We start from the raw sequence: 15778 nt of genomic DNA on the forward strand, positions 1-15778 counted from the left end.
GCTGATGGCAGGGGCCGGCATGGATGGCACGCACGCGTTCACCGGATCTTCGGGACAGGGTTGTGGCCGCGATTGACGGCGGCCTGAGTTGCCATGCCGCGGCGGCGCGCTTTGGTGTCGGCGTGTCGAGTGCGATCCGCTGGCGTCGTCTTGCGTTGGAACATGGCCGTGCCGTGGCCAAGCGACGCGGCGGCGACCGGCATTGAGGCAAGATCGAAGCGGCCGAAGCAACCCTGCACTTCCTCCCGCCCTACAGCCCTGACGGCAATCCCATTGAAAGGGCCTTCCCCCGCCTCAAGGCCATGCTGCGCAAGGCGAACGAACCGTCAGCGGGCTGTAGGGTTTGATCGGCAAGCTCGTCGACATCTTCCAGCCCGCCGAATGCGCCAACTACTTCAGCTCGTGCGGCTATGAACCGGAATGAGTGGAGACCGCTTTAAACGTCCGTTTCTGCCAGATCGGGGATTCACAATCCCGGAACAAGAAGCAACTTCCCGGTCGTCGAGCGGTTCTCCATGGCCGCATGTGCAGCCGCGGCATCCGCCATAGGATAGCAGCCGCCGATATCGACCTTGATGTCCCCATTCTTCAGCCAATCGAACAATTGTGCAGCGTGGCTCCGCAATAATGCCGGCGTATGGATATGGTCGAAGAACGCCGCGAAGCCGATCTTGATGCTCTTCGGTAGACTCATCAGATCGATTGGCTCGGCACCGCCCAGCACCGGCCCATACCAACAAAAGGTCCCCGAGCGGCGGAGCGCCGCAACCGAGCCCGCAAAGGTCGTCGGACCCGAGCCGTCGAAAACGACATGAACGCCCTCACCGCCCGAAAGGCGGATGGCTTCGTCGGCGAAGTTGCTTCCGGCATCGACGATGACGTGGTCGGCGCCGGCCAAACGCGCGGCATCGGCCTTGGCCGCGCTTGAGACACGTCCGATCACCTTGCCACCACGCAGCTTGATGATCTGGGTAAGCAATTGGCCAACGCCGCCGGCCGCGGCGTGAACCAACGCGATCTCGCCCGGCTGGGCAGGATAGAAGTCGGTGGCAAAGTGGCTGGCCGTCAGCCCCTGCATCATCAGCGCCGCAGCTTGGTGATCGGTGACCTGTTCAGGCACTGCCACAAGCGCATCCGCCGCGATGGCAACGCGCTCGGCATAACTACCGGGTGCGTACGTCCAGGCGACGCGTTGACCGGGTACGAAATCTTCCACGCCGGGGCCGATCTGCGCAACGCGGCCAGCGCCTTCCACACCGAATATCTGCGGATATTCAGTATTGCGTCCGAGGGTTCCCCGGCGAACGCCGATGTCCATGAAATTGACGCCAGCCGCCGCTACCTCAATCAGAACCTGACCGGGTCCTGCCACCGGCTCGGGCAGGTCGATCATCTCCATCACTTCGACGCCACCGGGGCGGTTCGCGACGATTGCTTTCATTACGATAACTCCTTGAACGATCGCTCGGATCAAGCTCAAAAGTGCGGACTCCGACATGTCCCATGCGGACCCTCCCCGGCTTGCGGCTCGTGCCCAGGGTCAGGCAGCGGAGGCGGGGGCGGCGCCTTGTGCAGGCACGACCTCGCTCATCCGCTTGAAGAGACCCATGCGATACGCGCGATAGAATGCGGCGATCTCATCCGCCGATCCCGCCACGAACGGGCCGCGTTGTACGATGGGCTCCCGCAGCGGCTGACCGGCATAGAGCATGACGCGGGCAGCTTGATCGCCGGCTTTCAGCGTAAGTTCGGTCTCGTTTGCATCGGTGCTGTCGATCCAGCCGATCTCTCCCGCCTCCAACGGCATGCCGCCGGCGCTGAGTGCGCCCGAAATTACGTAGAGCAGGCCCCGATAGCCACCCGGCAGCGTCTGTCCGAATTGCGCGCCGGGTTGCAAGTGAGTGTCGGCAATGGTGGTTGGGACGCGGTTTCGGGTCGGGGACGTCAGGCCGGCCGATCGCCCGCTGTAAAGACGAACTTCGGCACCCGCTTCGCAAGCGATCGGCAACGACCGGCGCGGCACAAGCTCGACAGCTGGCTCGATCTGACGCAGCGCCCGCGGCAAGGCGATCCAGAGCTGCAGAATGCGGGCGCGCCCGGTCGCGCGAACATTTTCATTGTGGATGACACCTTTGCCGGCCGTCATCCACGCGAGATCACCTTCTTCCAGCGAACCCTCGGCTGGGTCCTCGAGTGAACCTTCCAGCACGAGCGTCACTGTCTCCAAGCCGCCATGCGGATGCTCGTCCCCAACCGGCTGCCCCGGCTTGAAATCGAGCCGGTCGTCCATCAGCAACACGAACGGGTCCGTCTCCTCCGGCCGCTGTGACGTTACGATCTCGACGACGGTGTGCCCTGGCCCCGCGAAGCCGGGGACTGGCGCTGGTGCCCGGGATTTGCGGAGGATTTGACGTTGCGTGCTGCCAGGCGCCGTTGCGGTGTTCGGGATCATCCGTTTTCTCCTGCGGAGTCAGTACACGGGCCCGTGCAGTCGCTCGACGGTCCGCGCGATCTGTTCGCGCGCGTCTGCGATGGCTTCATCGCGGGCCCCAGGCCCGAAGCCGATCTTCTCGGCCCTGATGAAGGTGACGTCGGTGATGCCCATGAAGCCGAGCAGATGCCGGAGATAGGGCTCCTGGAAGTCGACAGCCTGGCCGGGGCCTTCCGAATAGAGGCCGCCCCGGCTCTCGATCACGATCGCCCGCCGGCCTGTCAGCAGGCCTTGCGGGCCCGTTTCGGAATAGGAGAATGTCTCGCCCGCCCGGAGCACATGGTCGAACCAGGCACACAGGGCTGTTGGCGGCCCGAAATTATACATCGGCGCGCCGATAAGGACGGTATCGGCCGCGCGCAGTTCGGCGAGCAAACGATCCGACAGCCTTCTGCTCTCCTGTTCCGCATGCGTGGCGGGCATTGCACGGACGCCTGCGACAGTATCTGTGGTAAGGTGTGGGATGGGCTCGGCGCCCAGGTCGCGTTCCGTCACGCGGATGTCCGGGTTCAGCCGCGTCAGCGCGATGAGCAGATCGGCGACAAGCAGGCGAGAAACACTGTCCTCCCCTGAAACGCTGGTGTTGATGACGAGAATATCACGCATTGAGAGCCTCCTGTGTCGCGCCAGACGTAAGGAGCTCGGCCCGGCCAGGTTAGCCCGGGAATGCCGGTTTCAGTGTTGCACGATCGGCAACGCTGGAGCACAGGCAGGCATCACGGGGGGCCTGATCCGGCAACCTGCACCGAGTGATCTTGCATGTTTGATTTCGAAGAATTGAGGAGCTTCGTCGCCGTAGCGGATTATGGCGGCATAACACCGGGTGCGCGCCATCTCGGGATCTCGAAATCCTTGGTGAGCCGACGCCTTACGCGCCTCGAGCAAGAGCTGGGGGCGCAGTTGTTGCGACGGACGACGCGGGGCGCGACGCTGACAGAGGCCGGTGTGACGTTTCGCGACCATTCTGTGCGCGTCATCGCCGAGCTTGAAGCGGCGCGGGAAGCGGTGTCCGCCGATGGCGAGCTTCGCGGCCTTCTGCGGATCGCCGCGCCGCTCTCGTTCGGCCCGATCCTCGCGCCCATCATGGCCGAGATGGCACGGGCGCACCACAAGCTCCGGTTTCAAATGTCGTTCAGCGACGCGCTCGTCGATCTGGTGGGGGAGGGGTATGATGCGGCGGTGCGCATCAGCGTGATGCCGAGTTCTACCCTGGTCGCCCGACGCATTGGCCAGGTCGAAGCCCGGATCGTCGCCAGCCCGGACTATCTGGCTCGGCACGGCCCCCTCCTGTCGCTCGATGACTTGCAGCATCACGATGCATTGCTGCTCGGGGCAACCACATGGCCCGTTTCGGTCCGGGGAAAGGTCCGGAACCTCCGCCCTCGGGGCAGATTTCAGGCAGACAGCGGGCTGGCCCTGTTGTCTGCGGCGCTAGCCGGGGTCGGCATTGCCATGCTTCCCGATTTCCTTGCGGATGATCCCATCGGCAGGGGCGAACTAGTCAGACTGCTTCCCGCAAACGAACCTCCGCCGACCCCTCTCCAGATCGTGCGGGCACCGGGCGGCCGCACACCACGAAAGCTGGAAGTGCTGACGGATTTCCTCATACGCCATTTTGCCGCACGATCGGCGATGTAACGGTTGCGAAGTGGTGGAAGGCACGTCGCGTACGGTTATGCTTCCAGCCACGCCCCAAGGCTTATCCTGCGGACACCCTGCCGAAACTACCAAAGACCACGGTCTCACCGAAATCTCTCGACCGATAGAAGACCCGATTATAGCGTGGGCATATCTCATATTGGCTGGCGTCTTCGGAATTGGACGGCCGGCGCGGTTGAAACTGCCAAGCTCCGGCACTCTGCTAGCGTAGACCTCTCTTCTCGCTGTTCGTTCCAAATAGCCGGGCTGCTGGGTTGGATCGAACAGCGCATGAAATCGCTTAAGAAACTCGTGCTCGAACAGGAGATCGGTAATGATCGATTGTGTGTTTACGCGAAGAGAATTCGTGGCTGGCAGCAGCGTGGCCGCCGCGTCGCTAGTCGGGGCCGCCGACTCTCTGGGCGCGCGCGCGCAAGCGGGCGCCAGCGCGCGTCTGAAGGGCCAGCCGATGCCGGAAGGCGTGCGGCTTCCTTCCGCCGCCGAACGGAAGATACGCCCGGATAGCGTCGGCTTCGCGATTGTGGGCCTTGGCGGTTATGCCCTCAACCAGATGATGCCCCGGTTCGCGCAAGCGGAGCGCGCACATATCGCTGCGATCGTATCGGGAAATCCTGACAAGCTGCGTCGTGTGGGCGAGGCCTATGGCATTCCAACCGACGCACGCTACGCCTACGATGCATTCGAGAAGATCGCCTACGACAAGCGCATCGACGCGGTGTACATCGTCCTGCCGACGGGCCTGCATGCCGAGTGGGCGATCCGCGGCTTTGCGGCCGGTAAACACGTATTGTGCGAAAAGCCAATGGCTCTTTCGAGTGCGGATTGCCAGCGGATGATCGCCGCCGGCCGCAAGGCCAAGCGCAAGCTGATGATCGCCTACCGATCCCATTTCGAGCCGTACAACCTCGAAGCCATGCGGCTGATGAGGCAGAAGGCGATCGGCACTATAAGGCTGGTACGCACCGAGCAATCATACCGCATGGGGCCGACGAGTCCGGGCGAAAACTGGCGAACCAGTCGCGTGCTGGCAGGCGGCGGTCCGCTCGAGGACTATGGGATCTACGGGCTTCAAGCCGCATTGTATCTCACCGGCGAAATGCCGGAGCGGATCAGCGCCACCGCGTTCCGACCCACCGGAGACCCCCGCTTCACGGAGATCTTCGCCCATGTTTCCTCGCAGCTGTCGTTCCCGTCCGGTGCGGTGGCGCAGCTAGCGACATCCTATGACTCTGCAGGCACGAACTTCGCGCAGGTGCGCGGGTCAGGCGGAGCACTGATCATGGACCCGGCGACCAGCTATGCGGGGCAGAAGATGCGCATTGAAGGTCGCGACGGCCGAGAGCTGACACCGGGGGATCCCGACGTCCAGTTCTCGCGCCAGCTCGATCATTTCGCGGAGGCCGTTCGGGACGATATCGCGGTCAGGACGCCGGGCGAAATGGGCTTGCGCGACCTGCGACTGATCGAAGCGATCTATGCTTCTGCTGGATCCGGGCAAACCGTGAATTTGGCACCGGATGGAAGCATGGTGCGCAGACCGTAAGGCCGGGATCGTAGAAACCTGGCCTCTGCGTGAGGTTCACGCTGCCAGCCCCTGTGCGACCTGCATCAAACATCCGCGGGGTTCAAGCGCTTCACGCAGTCAGAAATTGGTTAAGGTGCTGCCTGGGCTGGACCGATAGCCCTGCCGTTCCAACTCGGCCGGTCGAATGGCAAATTCTTCCACAAGCCGACATCCAACGCCCCTAAGCGAGCATCGCTTAACGACCGAGTCTCGGCCGATTGCTGTTGATGGGATATCGGAATTGGGCCTGCGGTAGCTGTCATTCCACCAGCTTCATCCGACGGGAAAGTCGACCCAGCCGACAACCCGGTGGTTCGACAGCGGCCTGCGCCGAATCGCGGGTTGTGAATCGACGCCGTCCGTGCCAGCTTGCCGAGGTCGAAAATGGTGGACCGGATTTTGGTGAGCCCCGGTCAGCTTCCGCTACTGCGGAATGCCTCAATCCAGCCCTCGGGCCGCGGACCACGACGGAAGGTGGAGTTGTGTCCTCTCTCCGTCGGCCAATTGGGTCGGCTGATGTAGCACCTCTCCCTCCCGTCGGACTTCACGGTGGAGAGAGCTCTTTCGATGAATATACAAGATACTTATACCGGCTTTGCTTTCTTGTCCTGCGCAGGATGGATCGCGATGTTTGCCGCAAAAAAATCGGGTTATCTCTGGCTCGGCAATTGTCTTGGACTCGTTTATCACATCGCGCTTGCGCCGGTTGTGCAAGCCTTGCCAGCACCAGAATTTGTGCGAATTGCTGGATACGTCTGGATATTCTGCGACGCTTTGATCGATGTGGCGTCCATCAATGAGATGGGAGACCGCCAGGTTTGGGCACTTCGCATGGGCGTTCATATTCCCGCTTCCATCTGGATCATCGGCACTTCGCTGCAAATGCCGGCATTCCGGCTTGCCGTCGGCGTCGTTCTGGGCGGCTTGCTGGCGCTGCATGCGGTTGCCGGTCCCGCGCTTCCTGGCGCTAAAACCAAACTGTTCATCTTCGTCTTACCGGCCATGACGACATGGCTGTGTCTCATCGGGTTACGCGTTCGGTGACGTCGCTGGCGGCGAGGTGCTGGCAACCCCGACAGCCGACCTTCCAGATCACCTCGGTTCCGGCCCGTGTCTCAGTGCCCGCAGGAAGCGCCGTCATTCGTCGCGCGCGACCCACCTTCGCGGCACAAAGCCACCGTGCCACGAACAATCCATCACAAAAAGGGAACTACCATGTACATTAAGTCTGGAGCCGCGCTCGCAGCGGCGCTCATCGCATCAGCTACTGTCGCTGCAACCATACAGGGGCAGCTGGGTGTCAGACGAACCGATCTTCAACGCCACGATTTGTCGATCGCGAACCGTGAAACTGTCCAGGCCCGCATCGACATTGCGCCGGGTGCCACCGCGCCTTGGCATCGCCATCCTGGTGAAGAGATCATCTACGTGATCGAAGGCGCTCTTGAATACCAACTTGAGGGCAAGAGCCCTGCCACGTTCAGGGCGGGTGAGGTTCTCTTTGTCCCCGCAGGGGTGGCGCACAAGGCGCATAACCCTGGCACCACCAACGGCGCGGAACTCGCAACCTACGTCGTGGAAAAGGGCAAGCCGCTTGTGGTGCCTGCGCCCGAGGTTGAACGGCGCTGACGATAACACGGTTCGACGTCCGCTTCCTCGACGTTGGCGGTGGGAGCGGACGGAGCACCAAGCCGCAACCTGCTGTCGATCGCCGAGTCATACAGCGCCCGATTTCAAGAAGGCGGCTCCGATCGCGGCAACGTCAAGTGTCAGCCTAATGAACGGCTGCCGTTTGGGCATTCACGGCGTGCGGCAAATGGCAGAAGCTGGTGTGCGCAACTGCCGGGTTGCGCGTAGTCGGAACCGCGGGTTGTGCCAGAAGCAGCCGCTCTGGCGCGGGTCAGGGAACGACGCAAGTTGGTCGCCAGCTGCCGGGAACGATGCGGCGAATGATGATGCCGGTAAGTGCGCCGAAGGAAGGTGGAAGATTGAGTTTTGGGTGCGTATCAGGCATTCGCCAGCGTTTGAGCAGCTACGGATGTGAACGCCACGGACGCTAGAACAATCCCCGAAAGTCCGCCGATTTCCAGCTACGGTTTTGCAGTAAATTTGCAGTAAATTGCACGTTCGTGCAGCCATTCAGCAGCTAAGCCTTTGAAAAGGCTGGTGACCCCTACGGGACTCGAACCCGTGTTTTCGCCGTGAGAGGGCGACGTCCTAGACCGCTAGACGAAGGGGCCATTGCTTGGCGGAGGCGGCCAATTACGTTCCGGGGCCGGCGCCGTCAAGCGATGTTTTTACACTTTTTTCAGCCGGCCACCGGCAGGCGCAGGCTGCCGTCCGGCTCGTACGCGACTTCGCTGTACGCCGTCACCGCGTCGAGCGGCAGCGGGCCGTAGATGTGCGGGAAGAGCTGGCCGCCGCGCGAGGGTTCCCAGCGCACCGTCTCGCCCAGCGCGGCGAGATCCACCGCAGCCAGCCACAGACCCGTCTGGCCGGCGAAGTGCTTCTCCAGCGTCTCCTGCGCCTGTTCGGCGGTGGAGAGATGGACATAGCCGTCCGTCAGGTCGATTGGGGCGCCGAGGAAGACACGCTCGCGCTCGAGCGTGTCCATCTGGTCCCGGGTCAGGATCTTGTAGGCGGTGAGGGGCATGTCGGCCATGGCTCAGCCCTCGCCGCCGTCGGCGAGGTCTTCGCCCGGTACCGCGTCCGGGGTCGCTTCGCCTGCCACCGCGCCGTCGCCCAGGTTCATCTCGGCCTCGTCCTCGCTCTCTTCGATGCGTGCCGCCGAGACGACATGCTCGTTCTGCGCGACGTTGAACAGCCGCACGCCCGCCGAGTTGCGGCCGATGACGCGCAGGTCGCCCAACGACATGCGGATCATCTTGGCCTGATCGGTGACGAGCATCAGCTGATGCCCCTTGGTTGCCGGGAAGCTCGCCACCACCGGCCCGTTGCGCCCGATATTGTCGATGTTGGTGATGCCCTGGCCGCCGCGACCCGTGCGGCGATACTCATAGGCCGAGCTGAGCTTGCCGTATCCATTGGCGCAGACGGTGAGGATGAATTGCTCGCGGTCCTTCATCTCCTCGTACTTTTCAGGCGCAAGCTCGCACTCGCCCTCGCGCTCGCCCTTCCAGGGGGCGAAGCGGAGATAGGTGTCGCGCTCTTCCTGGCTGGCGCCGGAGCGGTGGAGGATCGACAGCGACATCACCTGGTCGCCATCGGCCAGCCGCATGCCGCGCACGCCGGTGGAGGCGCGGCTCTGGAAGGCGCGGACATCCTCGCCCGGAAAGCGGATCGCCTTGCCGGCGCGGGTTGCCAGCAGCACGTCGTCGCCCTCATTGAGCAGCGCGACGCCGATCAGGCGATCGTCCTCATCCTCGCCTTCGAACTTCATCGCGATCTTGCCGTTCGAGGGCACGTTGGTGAACAGGTCCATGCTGTTACGGCGGACATTGCCCTTGGCGGTGGCAAACATCACGTGGAGGTTCGCCCACTCGTCCTCGTCCTCCGGCAGCGGCAGCACGGTGGAGATGGTCTCGCCATTGGCGAGCGGCAGCAGGTTGATCATCGGCCGGCCGCGGGTGGCGGGGCCGCCCTCGGGCAGGCGCCATACCTTCATGCGATAGACGCGGCCAAGCGTGGAGAAGAACAGCACCGGGGTGTGCGTCGAGGTGACGAACAGCTCGGTGATCGCATCCTCGTCCTTGGTCGCCATACCGGCGCGGCCCTTGCCGCCGCGCGCCTGGGCGCGGAAGGCGTCGAGCGGGGTGCGCTTGATATAGCCCTGGACCGTGACGGTCACGACCATGTCCTCGCGCTCGATCAGGTCCTCGTCATCGATGCCGTCGGCGGCAGCGGCGATCTCGGTCTTGCGCGGGGTGGCATAGGTATCGCGGATCAGCACCAGCTCGCCGCGCAGCACTTCGTAGAGCTTGGCGCGGTTGCCGAGGATCTCGAGCAGCTCGGCGATCGAATCGGCGAGTTCCTTGAGCTCGTCGCCAATCTCGTCCCGGCCGAGCGCGGTGAGGCGGTGCAGGCGCAGGTCTAGGATCGCGCGGACCTGGGTGTCGGACAGGCGATAGCTGTCGCCGGTCACCTCGGTATCCACGGCCTCGACCAGGCGGATGTACGGCGCGATCTCGGCGATCGGCCATTCGCGGGCGAGCAGGGCTTCGCGCGCGGCGGCCGGGCTCGACGAGCCGCGGATGATCTTCACCATCTCGTCGAGATTGGTGACCGCGATCACCAGACCGAGCAAGATGTGCGCGCGGTCGCGCGCCTTGGCCAGCTCGAATTTCGAGCGGCGGGTGATGACCTCCTCGCGGAACTTGACGAAGGCCTCGATGATGTCGCGCAGGTTGAGCAGTTCCGGGCGGCCGCCGCGGATCGCGAGCATGTTGGCCGGGAAGCTCGATTGTGCCGGCGTGTTCCGCCAGATCTGGTTGAGCACCACTTCGGGCGTCGCGTCGCGGCGCAGGTCGATGACGATGCGCACGCCCTCGCGCGAGCTTTCGTCGCGGATGTCGGAGACGCCCTCGATCCGCTTTTCCTTGGCGGCCTCGGCGATCTTCTCGACCAGCGCGTTCTTGCCCTGCTGGTAGGGGATCTCGGTGAGCACGATCGAGCGGCGTTCGCCGCGCTGCTCGAACTCGTGGCGCGAGCGGACCAGGATCGAGCCGCGGCCGGTCTGATAGGCCGAGCGGCAGCCCGAGCGGCCGAGGATCACCGCGCCGGTCGGGAAGTCCGGACCCGGCACCAGCTCCATCAGCTCCTCGAGCGTGACCGCGCCGTTATCGATGTACGCGAGGCAGGCGTTGATCACTTCGCCGAGATTGTGCGGCGGAATGTTGGTCGCCATGCCGACCGCGATGCCGCCCGCGCCGTTGACCAGCAGGTTGGGGAAGCGGGCAGGGAGGACCGACGGCTCGCTTTCCGAACCGTCATAGTTCGGCACGAAGTCGACCGTGTCCTTCTCGATATCGTCAAGCAGCGCCGTCGCCACACGGGCAAGACGCGCTTCGGTATAGCGCATCGCGGCGGGCGGATCGGGGTCCATCGAGCCGAAATTGCCCTGGCCATCGATCAGGGGGACGCGCATCGCCCAGTCCTGCGCCATGCGGGCCATCGCGTCGTAGATCGAGCTGTCGCCGTGCGGATGGTATTTACCCATCACGTCACCGACCAGTCGGGCGGACTTGCGGTACGGCCGTCCGGCGACATAGCCGCCTTCCTGCGCTGCATAGAGGATGCGGCGGTGGACGGGCTTCAGGCCGTCACGAACGTCGGGCAGGGCGCGCGCCACGATCACGCTCATCGCGTAATCGAGGTACGAGGTCTTCATCTCGTCGACGATCGAGATCGGGGTAATGTCAGAAGGGTCGGCGAGCAGGGTCTCGTCGGTCAATGCAACAGACTTTCGGGTTTTTGTTACGCTGTGATGGCTCTAGCCGTCCGCATGCCTCCTGCCAACCCCGCGCCCGCGCGTACGCGTGCGCGTGGGGAGCATTGGGAGCCAAGTCGGGGGCTAAACGTTTCCGCACCGCAATGGCGCTTATTCAAACGTGGTTCAGCGTGCTTCTAGCACGGCAAGTGCGCTTGAATGGTGTACAGGGCGCCTTTAGAGGATGACGTGACGCCGCCTGGCCGACGAGGAGAGTTTCACATGAAGTTTGTTTCGAAGCTTGCGCTGACTGCCATGCTTGCGCTGGGTTCCACCGCGCTGGTGTCGACGCCGGCGCTGGCTCAGAAGGACAAGAAGGGCGCCGCCGCGAAGGAAGATCCCAACGCGCTGAAGGTGGGCGATGCCTTCCGCAAGGCCGCGCAGCCGGCGATGGATGCCGTCCAGGCCAAGAACTGGGCTGCCGCCGCCCCCGCGCTCGACGCGCTGGACCAGGCCGCCCAGAACGACGACGAGAAATATTACGCCGCCTATCTGCGCACCCGCGTGCAGATCGGCCAGAACGACCTGGCCGGCCTCAGCAAGACGCTGCCGATCCTGATCGCCAGCCCGCGCACCCCGCCGAACGAACTGCCGATCTACAAGCGCCAGTACTACACGATCATCGGCAACCAGGCGCTCAACGAGAAGAAGTATCCGGAAGCCATCGACGGACTCACCAAGGCGCGTGAGGCCGGCAACAACGATTTCGACATCTCGATCGCGCTGGCCAACGCCTATGCGGCGACCGGCAAGCCGAACGAGTCCGTCGCCGAAGTCGATCGCGCGATCCAGTCGGTGAAGGCCACCGGCCAGAAGCCGCCGGTCGCCTGGTACCAGTTCGCTATTCCGCGCGTCTACGCCACCGGCAACCGCGCCGCGACGGCGGAGTGGATGAAGAAGATGATCGCCGACTATCCGACCAAGCAGAACTGGCGCTGGGGCGTGCTGGTGATGCGCGGCAGCGCGGACCAGGCAGGCGGTCGTCTTACCGCGGCGCAGCGCATCGATCTCTATCGCCTGCTGCGCACCACCAAGGTGCTGGCCGACCAGAACGACTATCTCGACTATGCCGAATCGGTGAACGCTGCCGGTCTTCCCTGGGAAGCCGTGAAGGTGATCGACGAAGGCCGTGCGGACGGCAAGCTGCCGGCAGGCAATGCTGACATCGCGCGCGTCTACACCTCGGCGCAGACCAAGTCGAAGTCGGAAGGCTCGCTCACCCCGCTGATCAAGCAGTCGCAGGCGGCTGCCAACGGCAAGATGGCGGCGCAGACCGGCGACGCGTTCCTCGCCTCGGGCGACTATGCCAAGGCAGTGGAGCTGTACGACCTCGCGCTGCAGAAGGGCGGCGTCGCCACCGACGACGTCAACCTGCACCGCGGCATCGCGCTGTACAATCTCGGCCGCAAGGACGAGGCACGCACCGGCTTCGGCCAGGTCAAGGCCGCCCCGGCGGTCGACCTCGCTGCGCTGTGGGTGGTGGCGCTGGACCTGCCGGCGCTTTCCTGATCGCGCCGGCATCTGCCAAAAGAAAAGGGGCGGTCCCGCGGGACCGCCCCTTTTTTGTGCCCGCCGGGCAGCGGTGGATCGGGAAGTCAGCCCTTGAACTCCGGCACCGGCACGCCGGGCAGCGCCTTGGCGGTGCGGATGGTCAGCGAGGTCTTGACGTGCTCGACATTGGGCGCGGTGGTCAGCCGCGTCGTAAGAATGGTCTGGAAGCTCTGCAGGTCGGGCGCGACGATCTTCAGGATGAAGTCGATCTCGCCGTTGAGCATATGGCATTCGCGCACTTCGGGGATTTCGGCGACCAGCTGCTCGAAGGCACGGAGATCGCTTTCGGCTTGACTTTTCAGGCTCACCATCGCGAAGACGGTGAGGTTATAGCCAAGCGCGCTCGGATCGAGCGCGGCATGGTATCCCTTGATCGCACCTTCCTGTTCCAGTGCGCGGACGCGGCGCAGGCAGGGCGGGGCGGTGAGCCCGACCCTTTCGGCAAGCTCGACATTGGTCATGCGGCCATTTTCCTGGAGTAATCCGAGGATACGGACGTCGATCTCGTCGAATCGCATTTTTTTCTGGGGCTCCTGCGTGGGTTCGTTTCTTATCGCTGCTTCCTAGCATAATAAAATTACGCTTCAACGCAATTGTCCCACATTGCGACGTGCCGAAATGGACTGTTTCCACCATGGCTTGCATGGCGGTATGAACACATTGTGAGTGATAGGACCTTGGGGGACGACGGCGTTGCCGCTGCGCTTTGACGATACGCTGGAGACGGTGCTGGCCGGTGACCTGCGCTCGGCCACCGGCGCGCCGCTTGCCTGGCGCCAGCTGGTCGATCTGCTGGGCCGCGGGCGCGTGCCTTTGGAGCCGCGTGCGCTGGAGGCGCTCGATTCGATCCGCGACACCGTGCCGCTGACCGTCCGTGCCGCAAGCGCCCGCGCGCTGGAAGGTGTGCAGCCGCCTGCCGAACTGGTGCGGCTGCTCGCCACCGACGAACTCAGCGTCGCGGTGCCGGTGCTGCGCGATGCGCACCTGTCCGAGCAGGAATGGATCGCGCTGCTCCCGGCGCTGGCACCTGGCGCGCGGCATGTCTTGCGCAACCGCCGCGACCTGCCGCCGGCCGTGACGCGCGCACTCGAAAGCTTCGGCGCGGCGGATTTCGTGCTGGCGGACCAGAGTGCGGAGGCCCGGCCCGCGCCGGATGAAGCCGAACCCGCGGGCCTGTTCGCGGTTGCCGATCTCGTCGCCAGGATCGAGGCCTATCACCGTGATCGCGATGCCGCCAAGGCGGCGGTCTCGGGCACCGAGCGCGCGCGCAATTTCCGCTTCGAGACCGATGCCGCGGGCGTGGTGCGCTGGGTGGAAGGCGTCAGCCGGCCCCCGGTGATCGGCCTCTCGCTCGACCTGCAGGGCCTGGCCCGCGGCAGCCGGCTCGACGGTGTCGCGGCGGGGGCGTTCCGGCGGCGGGCCGGCTTCACCAATGCCCGGCTGACGATCGAGGGCGACTCGGATGCGGCGGGCGACTGGCTGTTGTCGGCGCTGCCGGCGTTCGAGCCGATCACCGGCCGCTTCACCGGCTATCGCGGTAGCGCCCGGCGTCCGCGTGCGGACGAGCGTGCGGAGCCGGTGCGCGCGCCGCTCGAGGCCGATGCGCTCCGCCAGATCGTCCACGAACTGCGCACGCCGACCAATGCGATCGCGGGCTTCGCCGAGATGATCGAGACGCAGATGCTGGGACCGGTCGCGGAGCCCTATCGCGACCGGGCGGCGATGATCCGTGCGCAGGCGCGCGAGTTGCTCGGTGCGATCGACGATCTCGATCTCGCGGCGCGGATCGAAAGCGCGGCGTTGTCGCTGGGCGAGGGGCGCGTGGCGCTGCGCCCGCTGCTGTCGGCGATCGTCGCCGATCTGGGCGAATTGCTGACGCTGCGCGGATCGGCGATCCTGCTGCCGCAAGAGGACATGACCGTCTCCGGCGACCGCCGCGCGATCGAACGGCTGCTCGCCCGGCTTATGGCGACACTGGTCTCCGCCACTGCGCCGGGCGAGCGGCTGCAGCTGCGTTTCGCGCAGGATGGCGAGCAGCATGTCGCGATCATCATCGCGCGGCCGCGCGCGCTCGGCCATTATCCGGGCGAGGCGGTGCTCGGCATCGACGACGAGCAGAACGAGGACGGCACGCTGCTCGGCACGGGCTTCGCGCTGCGGCTGGCACGGAACCTGGCACGGGAGCTGGGGGGCGGCCTGGTCATCGCGCCCGACCTGCTCACCCTGCGCCTCCCCGCAGCACTCCCCGGAGCGCGCGAGCAGGCGCACCAGAACTAGCCGAGGCCCGCGCAGCTTGGACTTGCAGCCCGGGTGGGCGCTCCGCTAGGGCAGGCAGGCGCTGGGGGCCTGTAGCTCAATGGTTAGAGCTGGCCGCTCATAACGGCTAGGTTGCGGGTTCGAGTCCTGCCGGGCCCACCAGCGTGCATGTCGCTTGGCCTTGCGCTTGCTGGGCCTTGTGTCCGCCATGCGGACGCTCTAAGCGCAGCGGTTCGTCGGGGAGTAGCGCAGTCTGGTAGCGCATCTGGTTTGGGACCAGAGGGTCGCAGGTTCGAATCCTGTCTCCCCGACCACCGGCGGCTCGGGTCGCCATTCGGCCGAAGGCCGCGGGGACCCGCCGAGCGGGTTGCTGCCGACAGTGCGCTCGAAGATTCTTCCACGATTAACGACGCGGTAGATTGCCTGCGGATATTGTGCGCCTTTCCGTAACGTGCTCGGCAGGTCGAGCACTGACGGTGCGATTTGTTGCATGCCTGCAATTTCGTTCTGATCGATAGACGGTCTGAGCCCGCTCTTCGTCCTACTGCAGTTTGCGCGTCTCTAAGATCATCAAGCGGAGGCAGATCGTGTCGCCGCCAAGGTGGTTCGTGCGCAATTCCACAAAAGGTGGACGAGCATGAACCTATCATGACGTAACAATAGACATATGTAGTCGCAGAAGCTGCTTCGTAAATAACTGTTTTTTATCACTGGTCGGCACAAGAAAAATGTAGGTCCGCAATCCTGTACGGAGCGTCATATTCCCCAGAGCTATTACCGCACTGGGATAGGAGCTCAGAATATCCGAGGT

At 64.4% G+C, this 15778-nt stretch carries 13 protein-coding genes, 3 tRNA genes and 1 pseudogene; 9 read left to right on the top strand and 8 right to left on the bottom strand.

The window, feature by feature from the left end:
• Positions 1-38 precede the first annotated feature (38 nt).
• Positions 39-203 (bottom strand): hypothetical protein, encoded by a 165-nt coding sequence (locus ABIC65_RS22310; RefSeq protein ID WP_436286718.1) that lies wholly within the window; start codon positions 201-203, stop codon positions 39-41.
• Here ABIC65_RS22310 and ABIC65_RS01385 point away from each other — a divergent pair.
• A pseudogene (locus tag ABIC65_RS01385) lies at positions 182-424 on the top strand (transposase); the annotation flags it as partial. The gene ABIC65_RS22310 and the pseudogene ABIC65_RS01385 overlap by 22 nt on opposite strands.
• 42 nt (positions 425-466) lie before the next feature.
• Here the strand turns inward: ABIC65_RS01385 and ABIC65_RS01390 are convergent.
• From ABIC65_RS01390 to ABIC65_RS01400, 3 genes are all read right to left on the bottom strand, one after another.
• On the bottom strand, positions 467-1441 hold the full coding sequence (locus tag ABIC65_RS01390) for a quinone oxidoreductase family protein (protein ID WP_354306415.1): 975 nt from the start codon (positions 1439-1441) through the stop codon (positions 467-469).
• Positions 1442-1540: 99 nt separating this feature from the next.
• A complete protein-coding gene (locus tag ABIC65_RS01395; protein ID WP_354306416.1) occupies positions 1541-2452 on the bottom strand; it encodes a pirin family protein in 912 nt (303 codons plus the stop codon).
• Between the two features lie 18 nt (positions 2453-2470).
• A complete protein-coding gene (locus ABIC65_RS01400; RefSeq protein ID WP_354306417.1) occupies positions 2471-3097 on the bottom strand; it encodes an FMN-dependent NADH-azoreductase in 627 nt (208 codons plus the stop codon).
• 153 nt (positions 3098-3250) lie between these two features.
• On the opposite strand from ABIC65_RS01400, the gene ABIC65_RS01405 reads away from it, so the two are divergent.
• The 4 genes from ABIC65_RS01405 to ABIC65_RS01420 all read left to right on the top strand — a co-directional run bounded on the left by ABIC65_RS01405 (position 3251) and on the right by ABIC65_RS01420 (position 7343).
• Positions 3251-4129: a LysR family transcriptional regulator gene (locus ABIC65_RS01405; RefSeq protein ID WP_354306418.1), complete on the top strand. Its 879-nt coding sequence runs from the start codon at positions 3251-3253 to the stop codon at positions 4127-4129.
• A 334-nt stretch (positions 4130-4463) separates the two neighbouring features.
• Positions 4464-5693: a Gfo/Idh/MocA family protein gene (locus ABIC65_RS01410; RefSeq protein ID WP_354306419.1), complete on the top strand. Its 1230-nt coding sequence runs from the start codon at positions 4464-4466 to the stop codon at positions 5691-5693.
• Between the two features lie 588 nt (positions 5694-6281).
• Positions 6282-6758 carry a hypothetical protein gene (locus tag ABIC65_RS01415; protein WP_354306420.1) on the top strand — a complete coding sequence of 159 codons (477 nt, stop codon included), beginning with the start codon at positions 6282-6284 and terminating at the stop codon, positions 6756-6758.
• A 171-nt stretch (positions 6759-6929) separates the two neighbouring features.
• The gene (locus ABIC65_RS01420; protein WP_354306421.1) at positions 6930-7343 is read left to right on the top strand and encodes a cupin domain-containing protein; all 414 of its coding nucleotides are present in this window, start codon (positions 6930-6932) and stop codon (positions 7341-7343) included.
• 535 nt (positions 7344-7878) lie between these two features.
• Here ABIC65_RS01420 and ABIC65_RS01425 read toward each other — a convergent pair.
• From ABIC65_RS01425 to gyrA, 3 genes are all read right to left on the bottom strand, one after another.
• Positions 7879-7954 (bottom strand) — tRNA-Glu (locus ABIC65_RS01425).
• A gap of 68 nt (positions 7955-8022) precedes the next feature.
• On the bottom strand, positions 8023-8376 hold the full coding sequence (locus ABIC65_RS01430; RefSeq protein ID WP_354306422.1) for a DUF952 domain-containing protein: 354 nt from the start codon (positions 8374-8376) through the stop codon (positions 8023-8025).
• Between the two features lie 3 nt (positions 8377-8379).
• On the bottom strand, positions 8380-11124 hold the full coding sequence (gene gyrA, locus ABIC65_RS01435) for a DNA gyrase subunit A (RefSeq protein WP_064311440.1): 2745 nt from the start codon (positions 11122-11124) through the stop codon (positions 8380-8382).
• A gap of 258 nt (positions 11125-11382) precedes the next feature.
• Here gyrA and ABIC65_RS01440 point away from each other — a divergent pair, with 258 nt between their 5' ends.
• The gene (locus ABIC65_RS01440; protein WP_354306423.1) at positions 11383-12669 is read left to right on the top strand and encodes a tetratricopeptide repeat protein; all 1287 of its coding nucleotides are present in this window, start codon (positions 11383-11385) and stop codon (positions 12667-12669) included.
• Positions 12670-12755: 86 nt separating this feature from the next.
• Here the strand turns inward: ABIC65_RS01440 and ABIC65_RS01445 are convergent, their stop codons facing one another.
• On the bottom strand, positions 12756-13229 hold the full coding sequence (locus ABIC65_RS01445) for an Lrp/AsnC family transcriptional regulator (RefSeq protein ID WP_093295502.1): 474 nt from the start codon (positions 13227-13229) through the stop codon (positions 12756-12758).
• 175 nt (positions 13230-13404) lie between these two features.
• Here ABIC65_RS01445 and ABIC65_RS01450 point away from each other — a divergent pair, with 175 nt between their 5' ends.
• The 3 genes from ABIC65_RS01450 (at position 13405) to ABIC65_RS01460 (ending at position 15281) form a co-directional block, all read left to right on the top strand.
• Complete coding sequence (locus ABIC65_RS01450; protein WP_354306424.1) at positions 13405-14988, top strand: ATP-binding protein; 1584 nt, start codon at positions 13405-13407, stop codon at positions 14986-14988.
• A 65-nt stretch (positions 14989-15053) separates the two neighbouring features.
• Positions 15054-15129, top strand: a tRNA-Ile gene (locus tag ABIC65_RS01455).
• Between the two features lie 75 nt (positions 15130-15204).
• A tRNA-Pro gene (locus ABIC65_RS01460) sits at positions 15205-15281 on the top strand.
• The last annotated feature ends 497 nt before the right edge of the window (positions 15282-15778 follow it).

This window comes from Sphingomonas trueperi (assembly GCF_040545665.1).
Classification (GTDB): domain Bacteria; phylum Pseudomonadota; class Alphaproteobacteria; order Sphingomonadales; family Sphingomonadaceae; genus Sphingomonas; species Sphingomonas trueperi_B.

Bases quoted from the DNA above. Each gene is read 5' to 3' on its own strand.
- ABIC65_RS01400 (WP_354306417.1), bottom strand. From the start codon at position 3,097: ATGCGTGATATTCTCGTCATCAACACCAGCGTTTCAGGGGAGGACAGT.
- ABIC65_RS01405 (WP_354306418.1), top strand. From the start codon at position 3,251: ATGTTTGATTTCGAAGAATTGAGGAGCTTCGTCGCCGTAGCGGATTAT.
- ABIC65_RS01390 (WP_354306415.1), bottom strand. From the start codon at position 1,441: ATGAAAGCAATCGTCGCGAACCGCCCCGGTGGCGTCGAAGTGATGGAG.
- ABIC65_RS01430 (WP_354306422.1), bottom strand. From the start codon at position 8,376: ATGGCCGACATGCCCCTCACCGCCTACAAGATCCTGACCCGGGACCAG.
- ABIC65_RS01415 (WP_354306420.1), top strand. From the start codon at position 6,282: ATGAATATACAAGATACTTATACCGGCTTTGCTTTCTTGTCCTGCGCA.
- ABIC65_RS22310 (WP_436286718.1), bottom strand. From the start codon at position 203: ATGCCGGTCGCCGCCGCGTCGCTTGGCCACGGCACGGCCATGTTCCAA.
- ABIC65_RS01440 (WP_354306423.1), top strand. From the start codon at position 11,383: ATGAAGTTTGTTTCGAAGCTTGCGCTGACTGCCATGCTTGCGCTGGGT.
- ABIC65_RS01445 (WP_093295502.1), bottom strand. From the start codon at position 13,229: ATGCGATTCGACGAGATCGACGTCCGTATCCTCGGATTACTCCAGGAA.
- ABIC65_RS01410 (WP_354306419.1), top strand. From the start codon at position 4,464: ATGATCGATTGTGTGTTTACGCGAAGAGAATTCGTGGCTGGCAGCAGC.
- ABIC65_RS01420 (WP_354306421.1), top strand. From the start codon at position 6,930: ATGTACATTAAGTCTGGAGCCGCGCTCGCAGCGGCGCTCATCGCATCA.
- ABIC65_RS01395 (WP_354306416.1), bottom strand. From the start codon at position 2,452: ATGATCCCGAACACCGCAACGGCGCCTGGCAGCACGCAACGTCAAATC.